Annotated in this window: 15 protein-coding genes; 14 read left to right on the top strand and 1 reads right to left on the bottom strand. The window is 41.4% G+C overall.

Going from position 1 to position 18,438, the window contains the following annotated elements; all coding sequences use genetic code 11:
• Window positions 1–32 precede the first annotated feature (32 nt).
• From rlmD to rpoS, 13 genes are all read left to right on the top strand, one after another.
• Window positions 33–1,415: a 23S rRNA (uracil(1939)-C(5))-methyltransferase RlmD gene (rlmD, locus tag ACRWQL_RS05120; RefSeq protein ID WP_434928594.1), complete on the top strand. Its 1,383-nt coding sequence runs from the start codon at window positions 33–35 to the stop codon at window positions 1,413–1,415.
• Between the two features lie 288 nt (window positions 1,416–1,703).
• The gene (relA, locus tag ACRWQL_RS05115) at window positions 1,704–3,908 is read left to right on the top strand and encodes a GTP diphosphokinase (protein WP_434952655.1); all 2,205 of its coding nucleotides are present in this window, start codon (window positions 1,704–1,706) and stop codon (window positions 3,906–3,908) included.
• A gap of 175 nt (window positions 3,909–4,083) precedes the next feature.
• Window positions 4,084–4,908: a nucleoside triphosphate pyrophosphohydrolase gene (gene mazG / locus ACRWQL_RS05110; protein WP_434952654.1), complete on the top strand. Its 825-nt coding sequence runs from the start codon at window positions 4,084–4,086 to the stop codon at window positions 4,906–4,908.
• A gap of 162 nt (window positions 4,909–5,070) precedes the next feature.
• Window positions 5,071–6,708: a CTP synthase gene (locus ACRWQL_RS05105; protein ID WP_434952653.1), complete on the top strand. Its 1,638-nt coding sequence runs from the start codon at window positions 5,071–5,073 to the stop codon at window positions 6,706–6,708.
• A gap of 266 nt (window positions 6,709–6,974) precedes the next feature.
• Window positions 6,975–8,276 (top strand): phosphopyruvate hydratase, encoded by a 1,302-nt coding sequence (gene eno, locus ACRWQL_RS05100; RefSeq protein WP_226410656.1) that lies wholly within the window; start codon window positions 6,975–6,977, stop codon window positions 8,274–8,276.
• Between the two features lie 95 nt (window positions 8,277–8,371).
• Window positions 8,372–8,674: a cell division protein FtsB gene (gene ftsB / locus ACRWQL_RS05095; protein ID WP_434928598.1), complete on the top strand. Its 303-nt coding sequence runs from the start codon at window positions 8,372–8,374 to the stop codon at window positions 8,672–8,674.
• A gap of 4 nt (window positions 8,675–8,678) precedes the next feature.
• Window positions 8,679–9,380, top strand: coding sequence for a 2-C-methyl-D-erythritol 4-phosphate cytidylyltransferase (ispD, locus tag ACRWQL_RS05090; RefSeq protein ID WP_434952652.1), 702 nt, complete (start codon window positions 8,679–8,681; stop codon window positions 9,378–9,380).
• Between the two features lie 13 nt (window positions 9,381–9,393).
• On the top strand, window positions 9,394–9,873 hold the full coding sequence (gene ispF / locus ACRWQL_RS05085; RefSeq protein WP_434940306.1) for a 2-C-methyl-D-erythritol 2,4-cyclodiphosphate synthase: 480 nt from the start codon (window positions 9,394–9,396) through the stop codon (window positions 9,871–9,873).
• Between the two features lie 14 nt (window positions 9,874–9,887).
• The gene (gene truD / locus ACRWQL_RS05080; RefSeq protein WP_434953337.1) at window positions 9,888–10,955 is read left to right on the top strand and encodes a tRNA pseudouridine(13) synthase TruD; all 1,068 of its coding nucleotides are present in this window, start codon (window positions 9,888–9,890) and stop codon (window positions 10,953–10,955) included.
• A 31-nt stretch (window positions 10,956–10,986) separates the two neighbouring features.
• Complete coding sequence (gene surE / locus ACRWQL_RS05075; protein ID WP_434953336.1) at window positions 10,987–11,736, top strand: 5'/3'-nucleotidase SurE; 750 nt, start codon at window positions 10,987–10,989, stop codon at window positions 11,734–11,736.
• Entirely contained in the window at window positions 11,733–12,368 is a 636-nt protein-coding gene (locus tag ACRWQL_RS05070; protein ID WP_434928601.1) for a protein-L-isoaspartate(D-aspartate) O-methyltransferase, read from the top strand. Before surE ends, ACRWQL_RS05070 begins: the two co-directional genes overlap by 4 nt.
• 39 nt (window positions 12,369–12,407) lie before the next feature.
• On the top strand, window positions 12,408–13,331 hold the full coding sequence (locus ACRWQL_RS05065) for a peptidoglycan DD-metalloendopeptidase family protein (protein ID WP_434952651.1): 924 nt from the start codon (window positions 12,408–12,410) through the stop codon (window positions 13,329–13,331).
• A 77-nt stretch (window positions 13,332–13,408) separates the two neighbouring features.
• Complete coding sequence (rpoS, locus tag ACRWQL_RS05060; protein ID WP_434928603.1) at window positions 13,409–14,377, top strand: RNA polymerase sigma factor RpoS; 969 nt, start codon at window positions 13,409–13,411, stop codon at window positions 14,375–14,377.
• A 63-nt stretch (window positions 14,378–14,440) separates the two neighbouring features.
• On the opposite strand, the gene mutS is transcribed toward rpoS, so the two are convergent.
• The gene (gene mutS / locus ACRWQL_RS05055) at window positions 14,441–17,023 is read right to left on the bottom strand and encodes a DNA mismatch repair protein MutS (protein WP_434952650.1); all 2,583 of its coding nucleotides are present in this window, start codon (window positions 17,021–17,023) and stop codon (window positions 14,441–14,443) included.
• Window positions 17,024–17,350: 327 nt separating this feature from the next.
• On the opposite strand from mutS, the gene recA reads away from it, so the two are divergent.
• On the top strand, window positions 17,351–18,412 hold the full coding sequence (recA, locus tag ACRWQL_RS05050; protein WP_434928605.1) for a recombinase RecA: 1,062 nt from the start codon (window positions 17,351–17,353) through the stop codon (window positions 18,410–18,412).
• The last annotated feature ends 26 nt before the right edge of the window (window positions 18,413–18,438 follow it).

Below are 18,438 nucleotides of genomic sequence, written 5' to 3'. Positions count from 1 at the left end.
GACTAGTGTTTTATTCACTTTTAGAGGCCGAAATGGCACAATTTTTTAAAGCTAAACCGAACAAATCTAAGCAATTATCAGCAAAGCTTAGCCTTGATATTACCCAATTGGATCATTTGGGTGCCGGAATGGCACAATATCAGGGCAAAGTCGTGTTTGTTGCGGGAGCACTTCCTAATGAAAAAGTCACAGTGCAGCTGACAGAGCAAAAGAAAAGTTATGCTAAAGCTAAATTGATAAAAATTGATAAAGCGAGTGCCGCAAGGCGCGAACCTCTTTGTCCCCATTATGTGCAATGTGGTGGCTGTGATTTACAACATTTAGATGTAGATGCCCAGCGTGAGTTTAAACAGCAGGCATTAACTGAGCTAATGACCAAATTGGGTAATAACACCTTAGAGCCGGACATTATAGCACCCGCAATAACAGGCGATGCGTGGCACTATCGACGAAGAGCGCGTTTGGCTGCTGTTTTTGACAAAAAAACCAATCATTTGCAACTAGGTTTTCGTCAATCAGCATCCAGTAACATTGTTTCTATCACCCAATGTAACGTGTTGGCTAAACCCTTATCTGATTTGATCACCCCGTTTGCGGTGAATTTAAACCAATTAAAATCCAAAGCTAGTCTAGGTCACTTAGAATTAAGTATCGCTGAAAATGGCTTGTTTGCGGTGCTGCGCGTCACTAAGGTGTTACCTGCATCCGATATTCGTTGGTTAACTGAGTTTGCTGCAAAGCATCAAATCTGTTTATTGACTCAAGATAATGACAACCAATTAACTCAATTGCATCCCAAAGTCGATGAGGCTAACGCACAAGTGACTTTGCCTTACTACCCTTTAGCTGGAAGTGCAGACACAGAGCAGCCATTGCGCTGTGAGTTTACCCCTGGCAATTTTGTGCAAGTTAATGGTGAAATAAATCATGCCATGGTACAGCAAGCGATTACTTGGTTAGATCCACAAAAAGATGAGCGCATATTAGATTTATTTTGCGGTGTGGGTAACTTTTCTCTTCCTTTGGCGTTAAGCGCATCGAAAGTGATTGGGGTGGAGGGTGTGCCTGAAATGGTACAACAAGCGAAAGATAATGCGGCATTGAATCAGCTAGATAATCTCTCTTTTCATCATGCAGATTTAAGTGCAGATCTGACCCATGAAAAGTGGTTGGGTAAAATTGACAAGCTATTACTCGACCCTGCTCGAGCTGGCGCGTTTGAAAGCTTGCAATGGCTTAAAAAAATGCGCCCTAAAAAGGTAGTGTATGTTTCGTGTAATCCAGCAAGTTTAGCCCGTGACAGTAAAGTGCTGATTGAACAAGGGTATCAACTGCAACAATTAGGGATGGTCGACATGTTCCCGCAAACTCATCATATTGAAGCTATGGCACTATTTGAATTAAATGTCGAGTAAAGCCAACTTTACTAGGGAGTAGGACAGTTATCTATATTGATATAAAGCTGAGTAACGCTAAATAATGAGTAAACATAGTCATTTACATTTTATTGAATTGATAAATAGCAGCGATACGCTCAATATAGACTTTATAAAATTTGGGACTATTACCAAGGTGAGTTGAATTTTGCGAGGTGTTTGATATTTTTCTAATTTCACATTACGCTTTGTTCATTTTATAGTCCGTTTGGCAAAAAAGTACATAACATTGTTGCGAATATAAGCACCAATGGGTAAGGATAAAACATGGTTTCAGTTCGCGAAGCGCATTTTAATACAGACGATTTCAATCTTGAAGACTGGGTTGCTCGCTACATCGAAGATGTTAACGACGCACAAACTCTCCTGGACATGCTCAAGAACATTGAAGCGCTGCCTATTAAAGATAAATTGGCACACACACAATTACTTGCTCGCGCGCGTGAAATGATTGAAATTCTAGCGCCACTCAATATGGACTTAGAAACGCTTCAGGCAGCATTATTGTTTGTCCTTTTAGACGCTAACAGCATCAATGAAGAACAAATTGTTGAGTCCTATGGCCCACCTTTAGCTAAATTAGTTGCCAGTGTTGTGACCATGAATGCCATTGGCGCATTAAAAGTGTCTAATGGTCGTAGTGCTGAACCTCAAATAGATAACATTCGTAAAATGTTGTTAGCTATGGTCGAAGATGTGCGCGCTGTGGTGATAAAACTTGCCGAGCGCGTCTGTTTACTGCGAGCGGTAAAAAATGCAGATGAAGAAACCCGCGTATTACTTGCCCGAGAAATTGCCGATATTTACGCTCCATTGGCTAACCGTCTAGGTATTGGCCAGCTAAAATGGGAGCTTGAAGATATTTCGTTCCGCTATCTGCACCCAACGGTCTATAAAGATATCGCTAAGCAACTTGACGGAAAACGAATGGACCGTGAGGTCTATATCGATATTTTTGTTACCCAACTGCAAAAACGTCTAGATGATGACCACATTCGAGCCAAAGTTTATGGCAGGCCCAAACATATCTACAGCATTTGGCGAAAAATGAAGGGTAAAGACCTTAAGTTTGATGAGCTATTTGATGTGCGTGCGGTTCGTATTGTCACCGATCGATTGCAAGATTGCTATGGCGCCTTAGGCGTAGTGCATGATTTATGGCACCACATCCCGCGAGAATTTGATGACTATGTGGCCAACCCAAAACCTAATGGCTACCAATCAATCCACACAGTAGTCGTTGGGCCTGAGGGTAAAACGGTTGAGATTCAAATTCGTACAGAAGCAATGCACCAAGACTCTGAGCTCGGTGTAGCGGCGCATTGGAAATATAAAGAAGGTGCAGGCAATACCAAACAAACTGGCTATGAAGAAAAAATTAATTGGCTGCGTAAAATTCTGCAATGGCAGGAAGATGTAGCTGAAAGCGGCAATTTAGTTGATGAGGTTCGAAGCCAAGTCTTTGAAGACCGCGTTTATGTGTTTACACCAAGTGGTGAAGTGGTAGATCTTCCATTGGGTTCAACAGTTTTAGATTTTGCCTATTATATTCACTCTCAAGTAGGCCACCGATGCATTGGTGCTAAAGTAGATGGCAGAATTGTACCCTTTACTTACCAGGTTGAAACCGGTGAACGCATTGAAATTATTACTTCTAAAATAGCTAACCCTAAACGTGATTGGCTTAACCTTAATTTAGGTTATATCAAATCTTCACGTTCACGTTCGAAAATTCAGCACTGGTTTAAACAGCAAGACCGTGACAAAAATATTGCCGCAGGTAAGGAAATGCTGGAAACCGAGTTGCATCGTGCAGGGTATAAACTAAAAGATGCAAACATTGCCGTTGAACGCTTTAATCTCAATGGCATGGATGACATGCTAGCGGCAATTGGTGGAGGCGATCTACGCCTAAACCAGGTGGTTAACTATATTGACACTAGGCTGCGTAAAGAGCCTAATTCTGAAGAAGAGATTGTTGAGGACATTTTAAAGAAAGCAATTCATCGCCCTAAAAAAGTGGGTAAAGGACAAGTTGAGGTGAATGGGGTCGGCAATTTACTTAGCCATATCGCCCGTTGTTGCCAGCCTGTTCCTGGCGATGAAATTTTTGGTTATATCACCATGGGCCGCGGTATTTCTGTTCACCGCAGTGATTGCGAACAAGTGAAAGAATTAATGCGTGTTCACCCTGAGCGCAGTGTTGATGTGGTTTGGGGCGAGAACTACTCAGGCGGTTATCGTATCCGGGTTAAAGTGGTTGCCCATGATCGCAGTGGATTGTTACGGGATTTAACAGCAGTGCTCGCCGCTGAAAAATCTAACGTAATGGCGATGAGTTCAACCTCTGATGTGAAAACGCAAACCGCAACAGTTGAGCTGGAGTTAGAGCTTTATAATGTTGATGACTTGTCGCGGGTGCAGTCTAAACTGTCTCAAGTCGAGGGTGTGATAGAATCAAGACGCTTATAAGCTAGTCTTTTGCTATCTCCTGAGTATTAACATTGACTGATAGAAACAACGGATTTTGAATCCGTTGTTTGTTTCAAGCGTAGATCGCTTTGGTTGTAAGTAGACTTTCTATTTGATAAAAACGTGATTGCCTTAATAGAGTCGATGAAAATTTTTATAAGTGAGTGAAACCAGAATGGATGTAACACCTCAAGTGGATATTCAACCCTTACTTAATATAATGAAAAAACTGCGCGATCCTAAAACGGGTTGCCCTTGGGACTTAGCGCAAGACTTTCACACTATAGTGCCTTTTACCTTAGAAGAAGCCTATGAAGTTGCAGATGCCATTGAGCGAACCGCATGGGATGAATTACCCGATGAGTTGGGCGATTTATTGTTTCAGGTGGTGTTTTATTGCCAACTTGCTACCGAGCAAGGTAGGTTTGACTTTGCGACCGTAATCGACCGAATCTACACTAAACTCGTTCGCAGACATCCACATATTTTCAGTAATAAAGACACCTCAGCAGTGCAAACAGCGACTCAAGTGAAACACAGCTGGGAAGCGATTAAAGCGCAAGAGCGCGCCGATAAACAGCAATTGTCGTTATTAGATGATATTCCTCATGCTTTTCCTGCATTAAAACGAGCAGCAAAAATTCAACAAAGGGTGGCTGAAGTCGGTTTTGACTGGCCCGAACTTCCCCCTGTTGTGGCAAAGATATACGAAGAAATAGATGAAGTGTTAGTTGAAGCTAAATTACTTGATACCGATCCTGAGCGCTATCAGCCCAGAGTGCTGGATGAGGTCGGTGATTTATTATTTGCGGTAGTCAATTTAGCACGTCATTTAAATGTTGATCCTGAACAAGCGCTAAGACAAGCCAATAGCAAATTTGAGCGTCGTTTTCGGGGAGTTGAAGATTGTGTACTACAAAGCGGGAAAAAATTTGATGCCCATAGCCTTGAGCAACTAGATTTGTACTGGAATCAAGTAAAGCAGCAAGAAAAGCGTTAATTCTTTATTTTTCACTCAGGCTAATCAACAGCCTGAGTGTTTATCGTCTAAATGATCACTGTTTTGATTTGTCGAATCGTCCTTGCTTTGGTACAATGTCTCCCCGTCCTAGTGCTTTCTTACAAGCACGTATTTTTTCCAACACATTTTCTCAGGTTCAGCATGACTACAAGGTATATCTTCGTTACTGGTGGCGTTGTTTCATCACTAGGTAAAGGCATTGCAGCAGCATCATTAGCGGCAATTTTAGAGGCCCGCGGCCTCAGTGTAACCATTATGAAACTGGACCCATACATCAACGTTGATCCGGGTACAATGAGCCCGACTCAGCACGGTGAAGTGTTCGTGACTGAAGATGGTGCGGAAACTGACTTAGACTTAGGTCATTATGAACGCTTCATTCGTACAAAAATGAATCGTCGTAATAACTTCACCACTGGCAGTATTTACGAAGAAGTACTTCGCAAAGAGCGCCGTGGTGATTATTTAGGGGCAACCATTCAGGTTATTCCTCATATTACTAATGCGATTAAAGAAAAAGTGATTGCTGGTGGCGAAGGTCATGATGTTGCGATTGTTGAAATTGGCGGCACAGTAGGTGATATCGAATCATTACCGTTTCTTGAGTCTATCCGTCAATTAGGTGCAGAACTTGGACGTGAGCGTACCTTATTTATCCATTTAACCTTAGTGCCATTCTTAGGCGCTGCAGGTGAAATTAAAACTAAGCCAACTCAGCATTCTGTTAAAGAATTACGCTCAATTGGTATTGCCCCTGACGTACTTATTTGTCGTGGCGATCGTGCTGTACCTGCCAACGAAAAAGCGAAAATTTCGTTATTCTGTAATGTGGAAGAACGTGCGGTTATTTCATTAAAAGACGTTGATAGTATTTACAAAATTCCAGCACTGTTACGTTCACAAGGCTTAGATGATATTGTGATAAAACGTTTCAATATTGAATGTGCTGATGCTGATTTATCTGAGTGGGAAAACGTTATTTACCAAGAAGCTAATCCAAATGGTGAAGTAACTATTGGTATGGTTGGTAAGTACACTGAATTACCTGATGCTTATAAGTCTGTTAATGAAGCACTTAAGCATGCCGGTCTTAAAACGCGTGTTTGCGTCAATATTAAGTATATTGATTCACAAACCGTTGAAGCTAAAGGCACTGAAGTACTACAAGGCTTAGATGGTATTCTTGTTCCTGGTGGATTTGGTGAACGTGGTATTGAAGGTAAAATTTTAGCGGCGCAGTATGCACGTGAAAATAATCTACCTTATTTTGGTATTTGTTTAGGCATGCAAGTTGCGTTAATTGAATTTGCCCGCAATGTGGCTAATCTTGCTGATGCACATTCGACTGAGTTCAACAAGAATACACCTTATCCTGTTGTTGGTTTAATTACCGAATGGATCAATGAAGACGGTGATGTAGAGCAACGTCATGAAGAATCTGATTTAGGCGGCACCATGCGTTTAGGTGCACAACTTTGTCATTTACTTGAAGGATCGAAAGCTGCCGAAGCCTACAAAGGTGTTTCTTGTGTAGAACGTCATCGTCATCGTTATGAAGTGAATAACAATTACGTTGAGCGTTTAGAGACAGCAGGTTTAGTATTTAGTGGACTGTCTTCTGACCGTAAGTTAGTTGAAATGATTGAATTACCAGATCATCCTTGGTTTGTTGCTGGTCAATTCCATCCTGAATTTACCTCAACACCTCGTGATGGGCATCCATTATTTGAAGGCTTTATTGCTGCTTCGTTTGCTTATCAGAAAAAAGATTTAAACTAATATCTATAAGCCGCTGACATTAAATCAGCGGCTTTTTTTATACTATTTATTTACACACAATATGCGCTAGATCGACTTGTGACTAAATTGATAGTTGCCGCTGAACCGAATTAGATTTATCCTAGTGTTCACGGATTTAAATTACCAAATTGAAAGTTAATACCAATAATAAGTTGTTAATTGAAGCTTAACTGGGTTTTTATTGGTGTTAATTTTTTATTTTATTTAAAACTTTCAGTATTACTGACATTATTTACGAGGGAATTATGGCTAACATTATTAACGTCATCGGTCGCGAAATCATGGATTCACGCGGTAACCCAACTGTTGAAGCCGAAGTGCATTTAGAAGGCGGTTTTATTGGTATGGCCGCTGCGCCATCTGGTGCCTCTACGGGTAGCCGTGAAGCATTAGAACTGCGTGACGGTGACAAATCTCGTTACTTAGGCAAAGGTGTATTAAAAGCAGTTGCTGCTGTTAATGGTCCAATTGCACAAGCACTTAAAGGCAAAGATGCATTAGCTCAAGCACAGCTTGACCAAATTATGATTGACTTAGATGGTACTGAAAATAAAGCAAAATTTGGCGCAAACGCTATTTTAGCTGTTTCTTTAGCAATCGCAAAAGCAGCCGCTGCAGCTAAAGGTGTTCCTTTATATGCTCACATTGCTGATTTAAACGGTACTCCAGGTGTTTATTCTATGCCACTGCCTATGATGAACATCATCAATGGTGGCGAACATGCTGATAATAGTGTTGATATCCAAGAGTTTATGATCCAGCCCGTTGGCGCTGCGACCTTCCGTGAAGGTTTACGTATGGGCGCAGAAGTATTCCACAGCCTAGCTAAAGTATTAAAAGCGGCTGGTCACTCAACTGCGGTAGGTGATGAAGGTGGTTTTGCACCAAACCTTGAGTCAAATGAAGCAGCCCTTGTTGCAATCAAAGAAGCGGTTGCCAACGCAGGTTATGAGTTAGGTAAAGATATCACTTTAGCGATGGATTGTGCGGCATCTGAGTTTTACGACAAAGAAGCCAATATTTACGATCTTAAAGGTGAAGGTAAGAAATTTACTTCTGAAGAATTTAACTTCTTCTTACAAGGCCTTACTGAACGTTACCCAATCGTATCTATTGAAGATGGTTTAGACGAGTCTGACTGGGAAGGCTTTGCTCACCAAACTAAATTAATGGGCGATAAAATCCAATTAGTGGGTGACGATTTATTCGTCACCAATACTAAGATCCTTAAGCGCGGTATCGACAATGGTATTGCTAACTCAATCTTGATCAAGTTTAACCAAATTGGTTCTTTGACTGAGACGTTAGCTGCAATCAAAATGGCTAAAGATGCTGGTTTTACTGTTGTTATCTCTCACCGCAGTGGCGAGACAGAAGATTCAACAATTGCCGATCTTGCTGTGGGCACCGCCGCTGGACAAATCAAAACAGGTTCTCTAAGCCGTAGTGATCGTGTTGCCAAATATAACCAATTACTGCGTATCGAAGAAGCGCTAGGTTCAAAAGCACCTTATAACGGTCTTAAAGAAGTTAAAGGCCAAGGTTAATATTTTGCTTTGTTGATTAAAAAGGCCACCACTCGGTGGCCTTTTTTGTTGTATCATAAGCTTATTCATCATTTCGGATAATTTGCTTAGCTACCATGAAGAAACTTTTATTCGCACTAACGGCTTTGTTAGCGCTGCTCCAATTAAGATTATGGATGGGCGAGAATAACTTATCTGAATATTTTCTGCTTCAAACACAAATTCAAGCACAACAAGATAGCAACGCCAAGTTGATTGCTCGAAATCAAATTCTTAAAGCGGAAATTATCGATCTTAAAAGTGGCACTGAAGCGATTGAAGAACGCGCTCGTAACGAATTAGGCCTTGTAAAAGAAGGTGAAACTTTTTATCGCGTAGTTGCTGCTGAATTACGCGATCGAAATAGTTTGGGTCAATAATTTCATGACAACTCCTATTACTCATATTGTAGCAATTGTACCTGCTGCTGGTATCGGCAGCCGCATGGGGGCAGATATTCCTAAGCAATATTTAACCTTAGGTGATCAAACCATTTTGGCGCACACTTTAACGCGCTTATTATCTCATCCAGCCATTGATACAGTGATTGTCGCTTTACATCCTCAAGACACTTTTTTCGCAAGTTTACCCCAAGCATTAGATCCTAAGTTGGTGCAAGTGCTTGGCGGCGGAGAGCGTGCTGATTCGGTATTAGCCGCACTTGAGGAAGCGGATGTTGATGCATGGGCATTAGTCCACGATGCTGCAAGGCCGTGTATCACTCACAAAGATATTGATAAGCTAATTAATGCTATAGATGAGTTCCCGCAAGGGGCAATTTTAGCCGCGCCGGTAAGAGATACGATGAAGCGCTCAAATGCTGATGGCACTATTCAACACACTGTCGACAGGGTTCAATTATGGCATGCATTAACACCGCAGTTGTTTCCAGTATTAACCTTAAAACAAAACCTTAAGCACGCATTGCAGGCTAAAGCCACAATTACAGATGAAGCCAGTGCCATGGAATGGGCTGGTATTTGGCCGGGTTTAGTACCGGGACGATTTGATAATATCAAAATTACTCATCCCGATGATTTACAGCTGGCTCAACTTTTTCTGCAGCAGCAATCAATATCAGAATAGACAGGATAACAAAATGAAAATGCGTATTGGTCATGGTTTTGATGTGCATAAATTTGGTGCAGATAAGCCACTTATTCTTGGTGGTGTGATTGTGCCATATGAAACAGGTCTTATTGCACATTCAGATGGCGATGTAATTTTACATGCTGTCAGTGATGCTATTTTAGGGGCGATGGCATTGGGTGATATAGGCAAACACTTTCCCGATACCGATGCCGAGTATGCAGGTGCCGATAGCCGTGTATTGCTTCGTCATTGTTATGAGTTAGCGTTGAAAAAGGGTTACAAAATCGGTAACTTGGACGTGACTGTGATTGCACAGGCCCCGAAAATGGCGCCTCATGTCGAAGCTATTCGACAGTGTTTAGCACTCGATTTACAAACACCCATCGACGATATTAACGTCAAAGCAACTACCACAGAAAAGTTAGGTTTTACTGGACGTAAAGAAGGCATAGCTGTTGAATCTGTTGTATTAATGATACAGAAATAGGAATAATAAAAATGATAACTGATCTGTATTATTTATATGGAAAACCAACCAGTACCGCTGACTTACGTACTCATAATAGTGATTTCATCGTAGAGGAGATTCTCCCTTTTTCACCTACTGGTGAGGGTGAGCACCATATGCTGCATATTCGCAAAGATGGCCTCAATACTGGGCATGTGGCTGAAGTGCTGGCGAAATTTGCTAAAGTTCATCCAAAAGAAGTGACTTATGCGGGTCAAAAAGACAAAAATGCCCAAACTGAACAGTGGTTTGGTATTCGTATTCCTGGAAAAGAAACACCCGATTGGCAACAGCTTAACAGTGATCAACTGACTATTTTATCCAGTGCGCGTCACGGTAAAAAACTGCGTATTGGTGCCCTACTGGGTAATCGTTTTACCCTAACGCTGCGTAATGTGACTAACATCGACGCCCTGCAACAAAGGTTTAATCAAATTGCAGCCCTTGGAGTGCCTAATTATTTTGGTGAGCAACGCTTTGGTCACAATGGTAAAAATTTAGAGCAAGGTAGGCAAATGCTGTCGGGTGCGCGTAAAGTGCACGATAGATCGAAGAAAAGCATGTACTTATCTGCGGTGCGATCATACATATTTAATCAGGTTGCCTCTTACCGTCTTCAGCATCATCTGCTCAAGCCTTTAGCTGGAGATTGCGTCATGTTAGCGGGCAGCAAGAGTTATTTTGTCGCCGAGCAGTGGGATGAATTACTACTGAAACGTTTAGAGGAAGAGGATATTGGTTTTTCAGTCCCATTATGGGGACGAGGGCAACCACTTGCTTTGACTGAAGCTGCTACCATGGAAGCGGCTGCGATAGCAGAGTTTGAAGATGATTTGCACGGGCTTGAAAATGCAGGGCTTAGTCAAGAGCGGCGCTTGTTATTATTAAAGCCGCAGGCAATGAAATTACGGGTTGATGGTGATGTTTGCACTATTGAGTTTATGTTACCTGCCGGAAGCTACGCTACATCGGTATTACGTGAGTTAGTCGACTACCAAGATATCAAAGATGAACAGTGGAAAAACATGGTTGCAGATCAGCAAGCGCAAGCCATCTCGTAAGCTTAATGACTAAATGGATGAATCAACTCAAATGATCAATATTCTTGTCAGTAACGACGATGGTGTTAATGCACCTGGAATAATTGCATTAAGTGATGCGCTTAACGCGTTCGCAAAGGTGTTAACTGTGGCTCCCGACAGAAATTGTTCCGGTGCAAGTAACTCGTTAACCTTAACTAACCCATTAAGAATAAATGAGTTAGTTAATGGGTATGTTTCAGTTAATGGTACACCAACTGATTGTGTCCATTTAGCCATTAGGCAATTATGCAAAGTTGAACCTGATATTGTCGTATCGGGCATTAATGCCGGTGCGAATATGGGAGATGATACTTTATATTCAGGCACCGTTGCAGCGGCGATGGAAGGCCGTTTTTTAGGACTACCTGCAATTGCGATTTCATTAGTAGGTAAAAATTTGCAGCATTATCAAAGCGCTGCTGATTATGCTACCAGAATAGTTAAAAATTTACTCACGCATCCTATTGAATCGAATCAAATTTTAAATGTAAATGTACCTGATTTACCGCTTGAGCAAATTAAGGGCATTAAAGTCACCCGACTTGGCGCCCGCCATAAAGCCGAAGGAATGGTTAAAACCCAAGACCCTGCAGGCAAGGATATATATTGGCTTGGCCCAGTCGGCGCTGAGCAAGATTCTGGTGAGGGAACCGATTTTGGTGCTGTTGCCGATGGATACGTTTCGATCACGCCATTGACTGTTGATTTAACGGCTTATAATCAATTAACAAAGTTAGCTGACTGGGTAACGAAAATATGACAGGAGTTTCATCTGCGCGAGCAGTAAATTTAGCTAAAAAACTGGCTGAGTCGGGGATTAAGTCACCAGCAATACTTGATGCTGTAGCCAATACACCACGAGAATTATTTCTTGATAACGCACTTGCGCATAAAGCTTATGAGAATACCGCTTTACCTATCGGGCAAGGCCAAACAATATCACAGCCTTATATTGTCGCAAGAATGACCGAGCTATTATTGCAGACCAAACCACAACGAGTGTTAGAGATCGGCACAGGCTCAGGTTATCAAGCCGCGGTGTTAGCGCAGTTAGTGCCAGAGCTTTGCACTATAGAACGTATTAAGTCTTTGCAAATTCAAGCAAGGCAAAGATTAAAAAAGTTAGATCTTCATAACGTTTCTTTTAAGTATGGTGATGGTTGGAAAGGATGGAGTAATCGCGGTCCATTTAATGGCATTATGGTGACTGCCGCCGCCGCGAGTGTGCCGCAAGCGTTATTAGAGCAACTTGCAGAAGGAGGAGTATTAATTATTCCTGTTGGTGACGATACCCAACAATTGCTGAAAATAACCCGCCTTGGGGATGAATTTACATCTCAAGTGATTGAAGCGGTCAAATTTGTGCCATTAGTTAATGGCGATCTAGCATAAGTTTATCTTCGTGCTATTCAGCTTAAAGGATTGTATTTGATGTGTTCGCTTTTGCTTCGACTTTTCGTATTATCGATAATTGTATCTGGATGTAGCTTTCAGGCGAGTCAGCCTGCACCAGTTGAAAATATTTCATCTAATACTTATAACCCCAAATATGATCGCGGTTCATTGGCCAATTCTGCCTATATAGTTAAAAAAGGTGACACTCTTTACTCTATTTCTTGGGGTGCTGGGCGTAATTTCACCGAAGTCGCAAGACTGAACAATCTTAAGATGCCTTATACTATTTACCCAGGCCAGAAGATTGAATTAACGAATTTGTCAGTAAATAGTACGGCAAAAAATAATAACTATAATACATCAGTTGTAACATCTCAGGCTGCAACATTACCTTACTCAGGTCCGAATTTGAGTAAAGATTCTAATTTAGATAGACAGCAAACCCGCATAGAGCCTAGCCAAATAGTAAATGTAACAACAGTGAAAAAAGATCTTGATCACAAAGCTAAGCCTGCGTATTCTGTAACAACTACCCAACATAAAATTAACCAAACTGAAAGTTCACTGATAGCAGATTTACCCAGTAAGGTGCAGAAGTGGTACTGGCCCGTAAAAGGAAAAATAGTAGGTTATTTCTCTTCTAGCGAGCAAGGCAATCAAGGAATAAAGATTGCAGGAAACCGTGGCGATATTATACAAGCTGCGGCAGATGGGAGAGTCGTTTACGCAGGAGATGCGTTACGTGGATACGGAAACTTAGTGATTATCAAACATAACGATGAATATCTAAGTGCCTATGCACACGCCGACAGGATTCTGGTTAAAGAAAAGCAATATGTTAGCGCAGGCCAAACAGTTGCAAAAATGGGCAGTACCGGGGCAAACCAAGTGATGCTACATTTTGAAATTCGCCATCATGGTAAGTCAGTAAACCCATTACGATATCTACCTAAGCAGTAATTGTTTAGTCACATTAATAACGGAGGATGATCAAGTGTAGATTTTAAACATCACAATTAAGGTTTGGGAGAGCAATTATGAGCCAGAAAAAAAGTACTGCCATAGCAGAACAATCTGTTGATCAAGCTAAAGAACCACAAGACGTTGTAACTACTGATACGTTAGTTCAACAATTAGACATTGAAGAAAAAGTCCAAGATGACTTACACAAAAATTTAGATGCCACTCAATTATATTTAGGTGAAATTGGTTTTTCGCCACTGCTTACCGCAGAGGAAGAAGTCTTCTTTTCACGTAAAGCCCTCAAGGGTTGCGCAAAATCTCGTAACCGAATGATCGAAAGTAATCTTCGTCTCGTCGTTAAAATCGCCCGAAGATATAATAATCGCGGTTTAGCCTTACTTGACCTGATTGAAGAAGGTAACCTAGGACTGATCCGAGCGGTTGAAAAATTTGATCCTGAACGAGGTTTCCGTTTTTCAACTTATGCGACTTGGTGGATCCGTCAGACCATCGAGCGTGCCATCATGAATCAAACGCGCACTATTCGCTTACCTATTCATGTTGTAAAAGAATTAAATGTTTACCTTCGTACCGCTAGACAACTTGCGCAAAAATTAGATCATGAGCCAACCGCTGAAGAAATCGCTGAAAAATTAGATGTCTCTACCGGTGATGTAAGCAGAATGCTTAAGCTCAATGAGCGTATCACCTCAGTAGATATGCCCATTGGTGGTGACAATGATAGTGCCTTACTCGATGTGATTGCCGATGATGACTCAGTAGGACCTGATCACCGCGTTCAAGATGAAGATTTATCTAATTCTATAGTGGGTTGGTTAAACGAATTAAATACCAAACAGCGTGAAGTACTTGCCCGTCGATTTGGTTTATTAGGCTACGAGCCATCAACGCTTGAAAATGTCGGTGCTGAAATTGGCTTAACCCGGGAAAGAGTGCGCCAAATTCAAGTTGAAGCATTAAAACGTCTCAAAGATATATTAGGTCAGCAAGGCCTGTCAGTTGAAGCGCTTTTTCAAGATTAATTTGTTTGCAGAGAGTGATAATATCTCAAAACGCCATATGACATTTCATATGGCGTTTTAGTTTTATATAGACTTAGCTAATTGCTTTAATTGATATAAATAATCTAGCGCTTGTTTGGGGGTTAACTCGTCTGGATTAATAAATGCTAACTTCTCAGCCAGAGGGGAGTAATCAATTTGTGGCATACTTAAGCTCATTTGTGCCGATGTATTAAGATTAATATCCGTTTTATCATCGCGACTTTCTAATTGATGCAGTTTATGTTTAGCAGCACTGATCACCTGCTGAGGAATACCTGCTAAAGCTGCAACCTGCAGACCGTAACTTTTACTCGCTGCACCATCTTGTACAGCATGCATAAAGGCGATCGTATCTTGATGTTCAATGGCATCCAAATGGACATTAACCACGCCATCGATTAATTCTGGCAATTGTGTAAGCTCAAAATAATGAGTTGCAAATAAGGTCAGAGCCCCCACTTTTTGGGCAAGATATTCAGCAGCTGACCAGGCTAGAGATAAACCATCATAAGTCGATGTCCCCCGACCAATTTCATCCATTAATACTAAACTTTGCTTGCTGGCATTATGAAGAATATTAGCCGTTTCGGTCATTTCAACCATAAAGGTTGACCGCCCTGATGCTAGGTCATCAGAGGCACCAATACGGGTGAAAATACGATCTATATGACCAACTTTTGCACTTTGTGCTGGCACAAAACAACCGATATGAGCCATCAAGGTGATTAGCGCGACTTGACGCATATAGGTTGATTTACCGCCCATGTTAGGTCCGGTCACAATCAGCATTTTTCGCGCAGGTGATAGATTTACAGGGTTGGCAATAAAGGGTTTTTGACTGACCTTTTCGACCACAGGATGGCGTCCTGCTTCAATAGTAATTCCAATATCATTGGTCATTGTAGGGCAATGATAGGATAAGGTTTCAGCTCGTTCTGCAAAGTTACTGATTACATCAAGTTCGGCAGCCGCGTTGGCAAATTGTTGTAGCTCATGAAGTTTAGGTAGCAGTAGGTCAAACAGCTCTTCCCAAAGACGTTTTTCTAATGCTAGCGCTTTACCTTGGCTTGAAAGTACTTTCTCTTCGTGTTCTTTAAGCTCGGGGGTGATGTAACGCTCTGTACCTTTTAATGTTTGTCGGCGTTGATAATGAATCGGAACACGATCTGCTTGTAGTCGACTCACTTCAATGTAATAGCCATGAACGCGGTTATAACCCACCTTCAAAGTATTTATACCAGTTTGCTGTTTCTCGCGTGCTTCCATTTCAGCCAGGTAATCAGTGGCTCCTTCACTTAATCTACGCCATTCGTCTAACTCAGTGTTATAACCATCTTTGATTACGCCGCCATCCCGGATTAATACCGGTGGGTTATCAATAATTGCCCGTGTCAGTAAATCATGTTCATTTGGAAACTCACCTAATAGGGTAGCCAAATTAGTCATCTGTGGCTGTTGGCAGATTTGCAGTGTGTGTTTAATTTCTGGCAATAAGCCTAATGCTTGTTTAAGTCGAGCAAAGTCACGTGGGCGGGCACTTCTTAATGCCAAACGTGCCATTATTCGTTCTATATCACCAAGCGATTTCAGTTGTTCATGTAAAACAGGGTACAAATCCTGTTCGATCAATTCTTGCACCGCATTATGGCGTTGGGTTATCAGTTTACGATCGCGCAGTGGTTGGTGGATCCAACGTTGTAGCATGCGACTCCCCATGGGGGTTGCCGTATTATCTAATACCCATGAAAGCGTGTTTTCACGTCCGCCTGAAAGATTCTGGGTTAGCTCTAGGTTTCGTCTGGTGGCAGCATCTAAAATAATCGAGTCAGCTTGATTAAAACGTACAATAGAGTTGATATGTGGCAATGCTGTTTTTTGAGTGTCTTTAACATATTGCATCAAACAGCCGGCCGCTTGTAGTGCTAAACGAGCATCGTTGATGCCAAAGCCATGCAAGTCTTTCGTGCCAAATTGAGTTAATAATAAATTGACACAAGTGTCGTAATCAAACTCCCATTCAGGTCTACGGCGAATTCCTTTTAAGTGATTGATGAGTATCATGTCAGTGAAGTCTTCACTGTAAAGTAATTCCGCTGGTCGTGTACGTTGGATCTCTGCTTCTAGTGCTTCTCTTGAATCTAATTCTGAAATAACAAAACGGCCAGAAGAGATATCTAATGTGGCAAAGCCGTAACCGACTTTACCCTCGTAAAGCGCGGCTAATAAATTATCCTGACGCTCTTGTAATAAGGCTTCATCTGTCAATGTTCCCGGGGTGACGATACGGACAACTTGGCGATCAACTGGACCCTTTGAAGTCACGGGATCGCCAATCTGCTCACATATCGCGACCGATTGACCTATTTGTACTAACTTAGCCAAATAGCCCTCTACCGCATGGTAAGGCAGGCCAGCCATTGGGATCGGGTCACCACCGCTTTTACCCCGTGCAGTTAATGAAATACCAAGCATTTCAGAGGCTTTTTTAGCATCATCATAAAATAGCTCATAGAAATCCCCCATTCTATAGAACAACAGCATGTCAGGATGAGCGGCTTTCATTGTCAAATATTGACGCATCATCGGAGTATGTTTTTCTAAATCTAAGCTAACAATTTCAGTCATGGGCTGTGTAATACTCTTTTTGTTCATCTGTGGTAATTCATTAAGCATTCGGGGAATTAGCATGGGATTTTTATAGCGGCTAATCTTAACAAAATTTGCCCCTGTTGGAGAAATACAAATTCATTATATTGACGTGAAATTACTAAATTTATGATTTTATTAATAAATAAAAAAAAGTAACCTCAGGGCTTGATACTGTATGACTATACAGTATACTGAACAACATATTGAGATGAGTGACGATATTAACGACACTTACAAACTAAATTATACACAGCAATTTTACCATTAATTGTGAACAAAGTTATTGCCTGGAAGGGTTTGAAAATGAAGGTTGATCCAAATAAAGAGAAAGCACTTGCCGCAGTGTTAAGCCAAATTGAAAAGCAATTCGGTAAAGGCTCTATCATGAAGTTGGGCGAAGACCGTACCATGGATGTAGAAACTATTTCTACCGGCTCACTTTCATTGGACATCGCGTTGGGCGCAGGTGGACTACCAATGGGACGTATTGTTGAAATTTACGGCCCAGAATCATCAGGTAAAACAACACTAACCTTAGAAGTTATTGCCGCAGCACAACGTGAAGGTAAAACATGTGCCTTTATTGATGCTGAGCATGCACTTGATCCTATCTATGCTAAAAAACTAGGCGTAGATATTGATAACTTATTATGTTCACAACCAGATACAGGTGAACAAGCATTAGAAATATGTGATGCTTTAACTCGCTCAGGTGCGGTAGACGTTATTGTTGTCGATTCTGTTGCTGCGTTAACACCAAAAGCTGAAATTGAAGGTGAAATTGGTGATTCGCATATGGGCTTAGCGGCACGTATGATGAGCCAAGCTATGCGTAAACTTGCAGGTAACCTTAAGCAATCAAATACTTTGCTTATTTTTATTAACCAAATTCGTATGAAAATTGGGGTAATGTTTGGTAGCCCTGAAACGACAACCGGTGGTAATGCACTTAAGTTTTATGCTTCAGTTCGTTTAGATATTCGCCGCACTGGCGCGATTAAAGATGGTGATGAAGTCGTCGGTAACGAAACCCGTGTTAAAGTGGTTAAAAACAAAATTGCAGCACCATTTAAGCAAGCTGAATTCCAAATCCTTTACGGTCAAGGTATTAACCGTACTGGTGAACTCGTGGACTTAGGTGTTGCACATAAGCTTGTTGATAAAGCGGGTGCTTGGTACAGTTATAAAGGCGAAAAAATTGGTCAAGGCCGTGCTAATGCCGGTAAATTCTTAACCGAAAATCCAGCGATTGCACAAGAGATTGATAAGACATTACGTGAAATGTTGCTTGGTTCTGGAACAGGTACCGCAGCAGCATCATCTACAGATGAAAATATTGATTTAGAAACCGGTGAAGTTTTCTAAATAAGATTTATCCTAGCAATTAATGT

The organism is Shewanella sp. HL-SH4 (assembly GCF_051164845.1).
Taxonomy (GTDB): domain Bacteria; phylum Pseudomonadota; class Gammaproteobacteria; order Enterobacterales; family Shewanellaceae; genus Shewanella; species Shewanella glacialimarina.
This window is presented reverse-complemented; position numbering and strand designations above follow the sequence as displayed.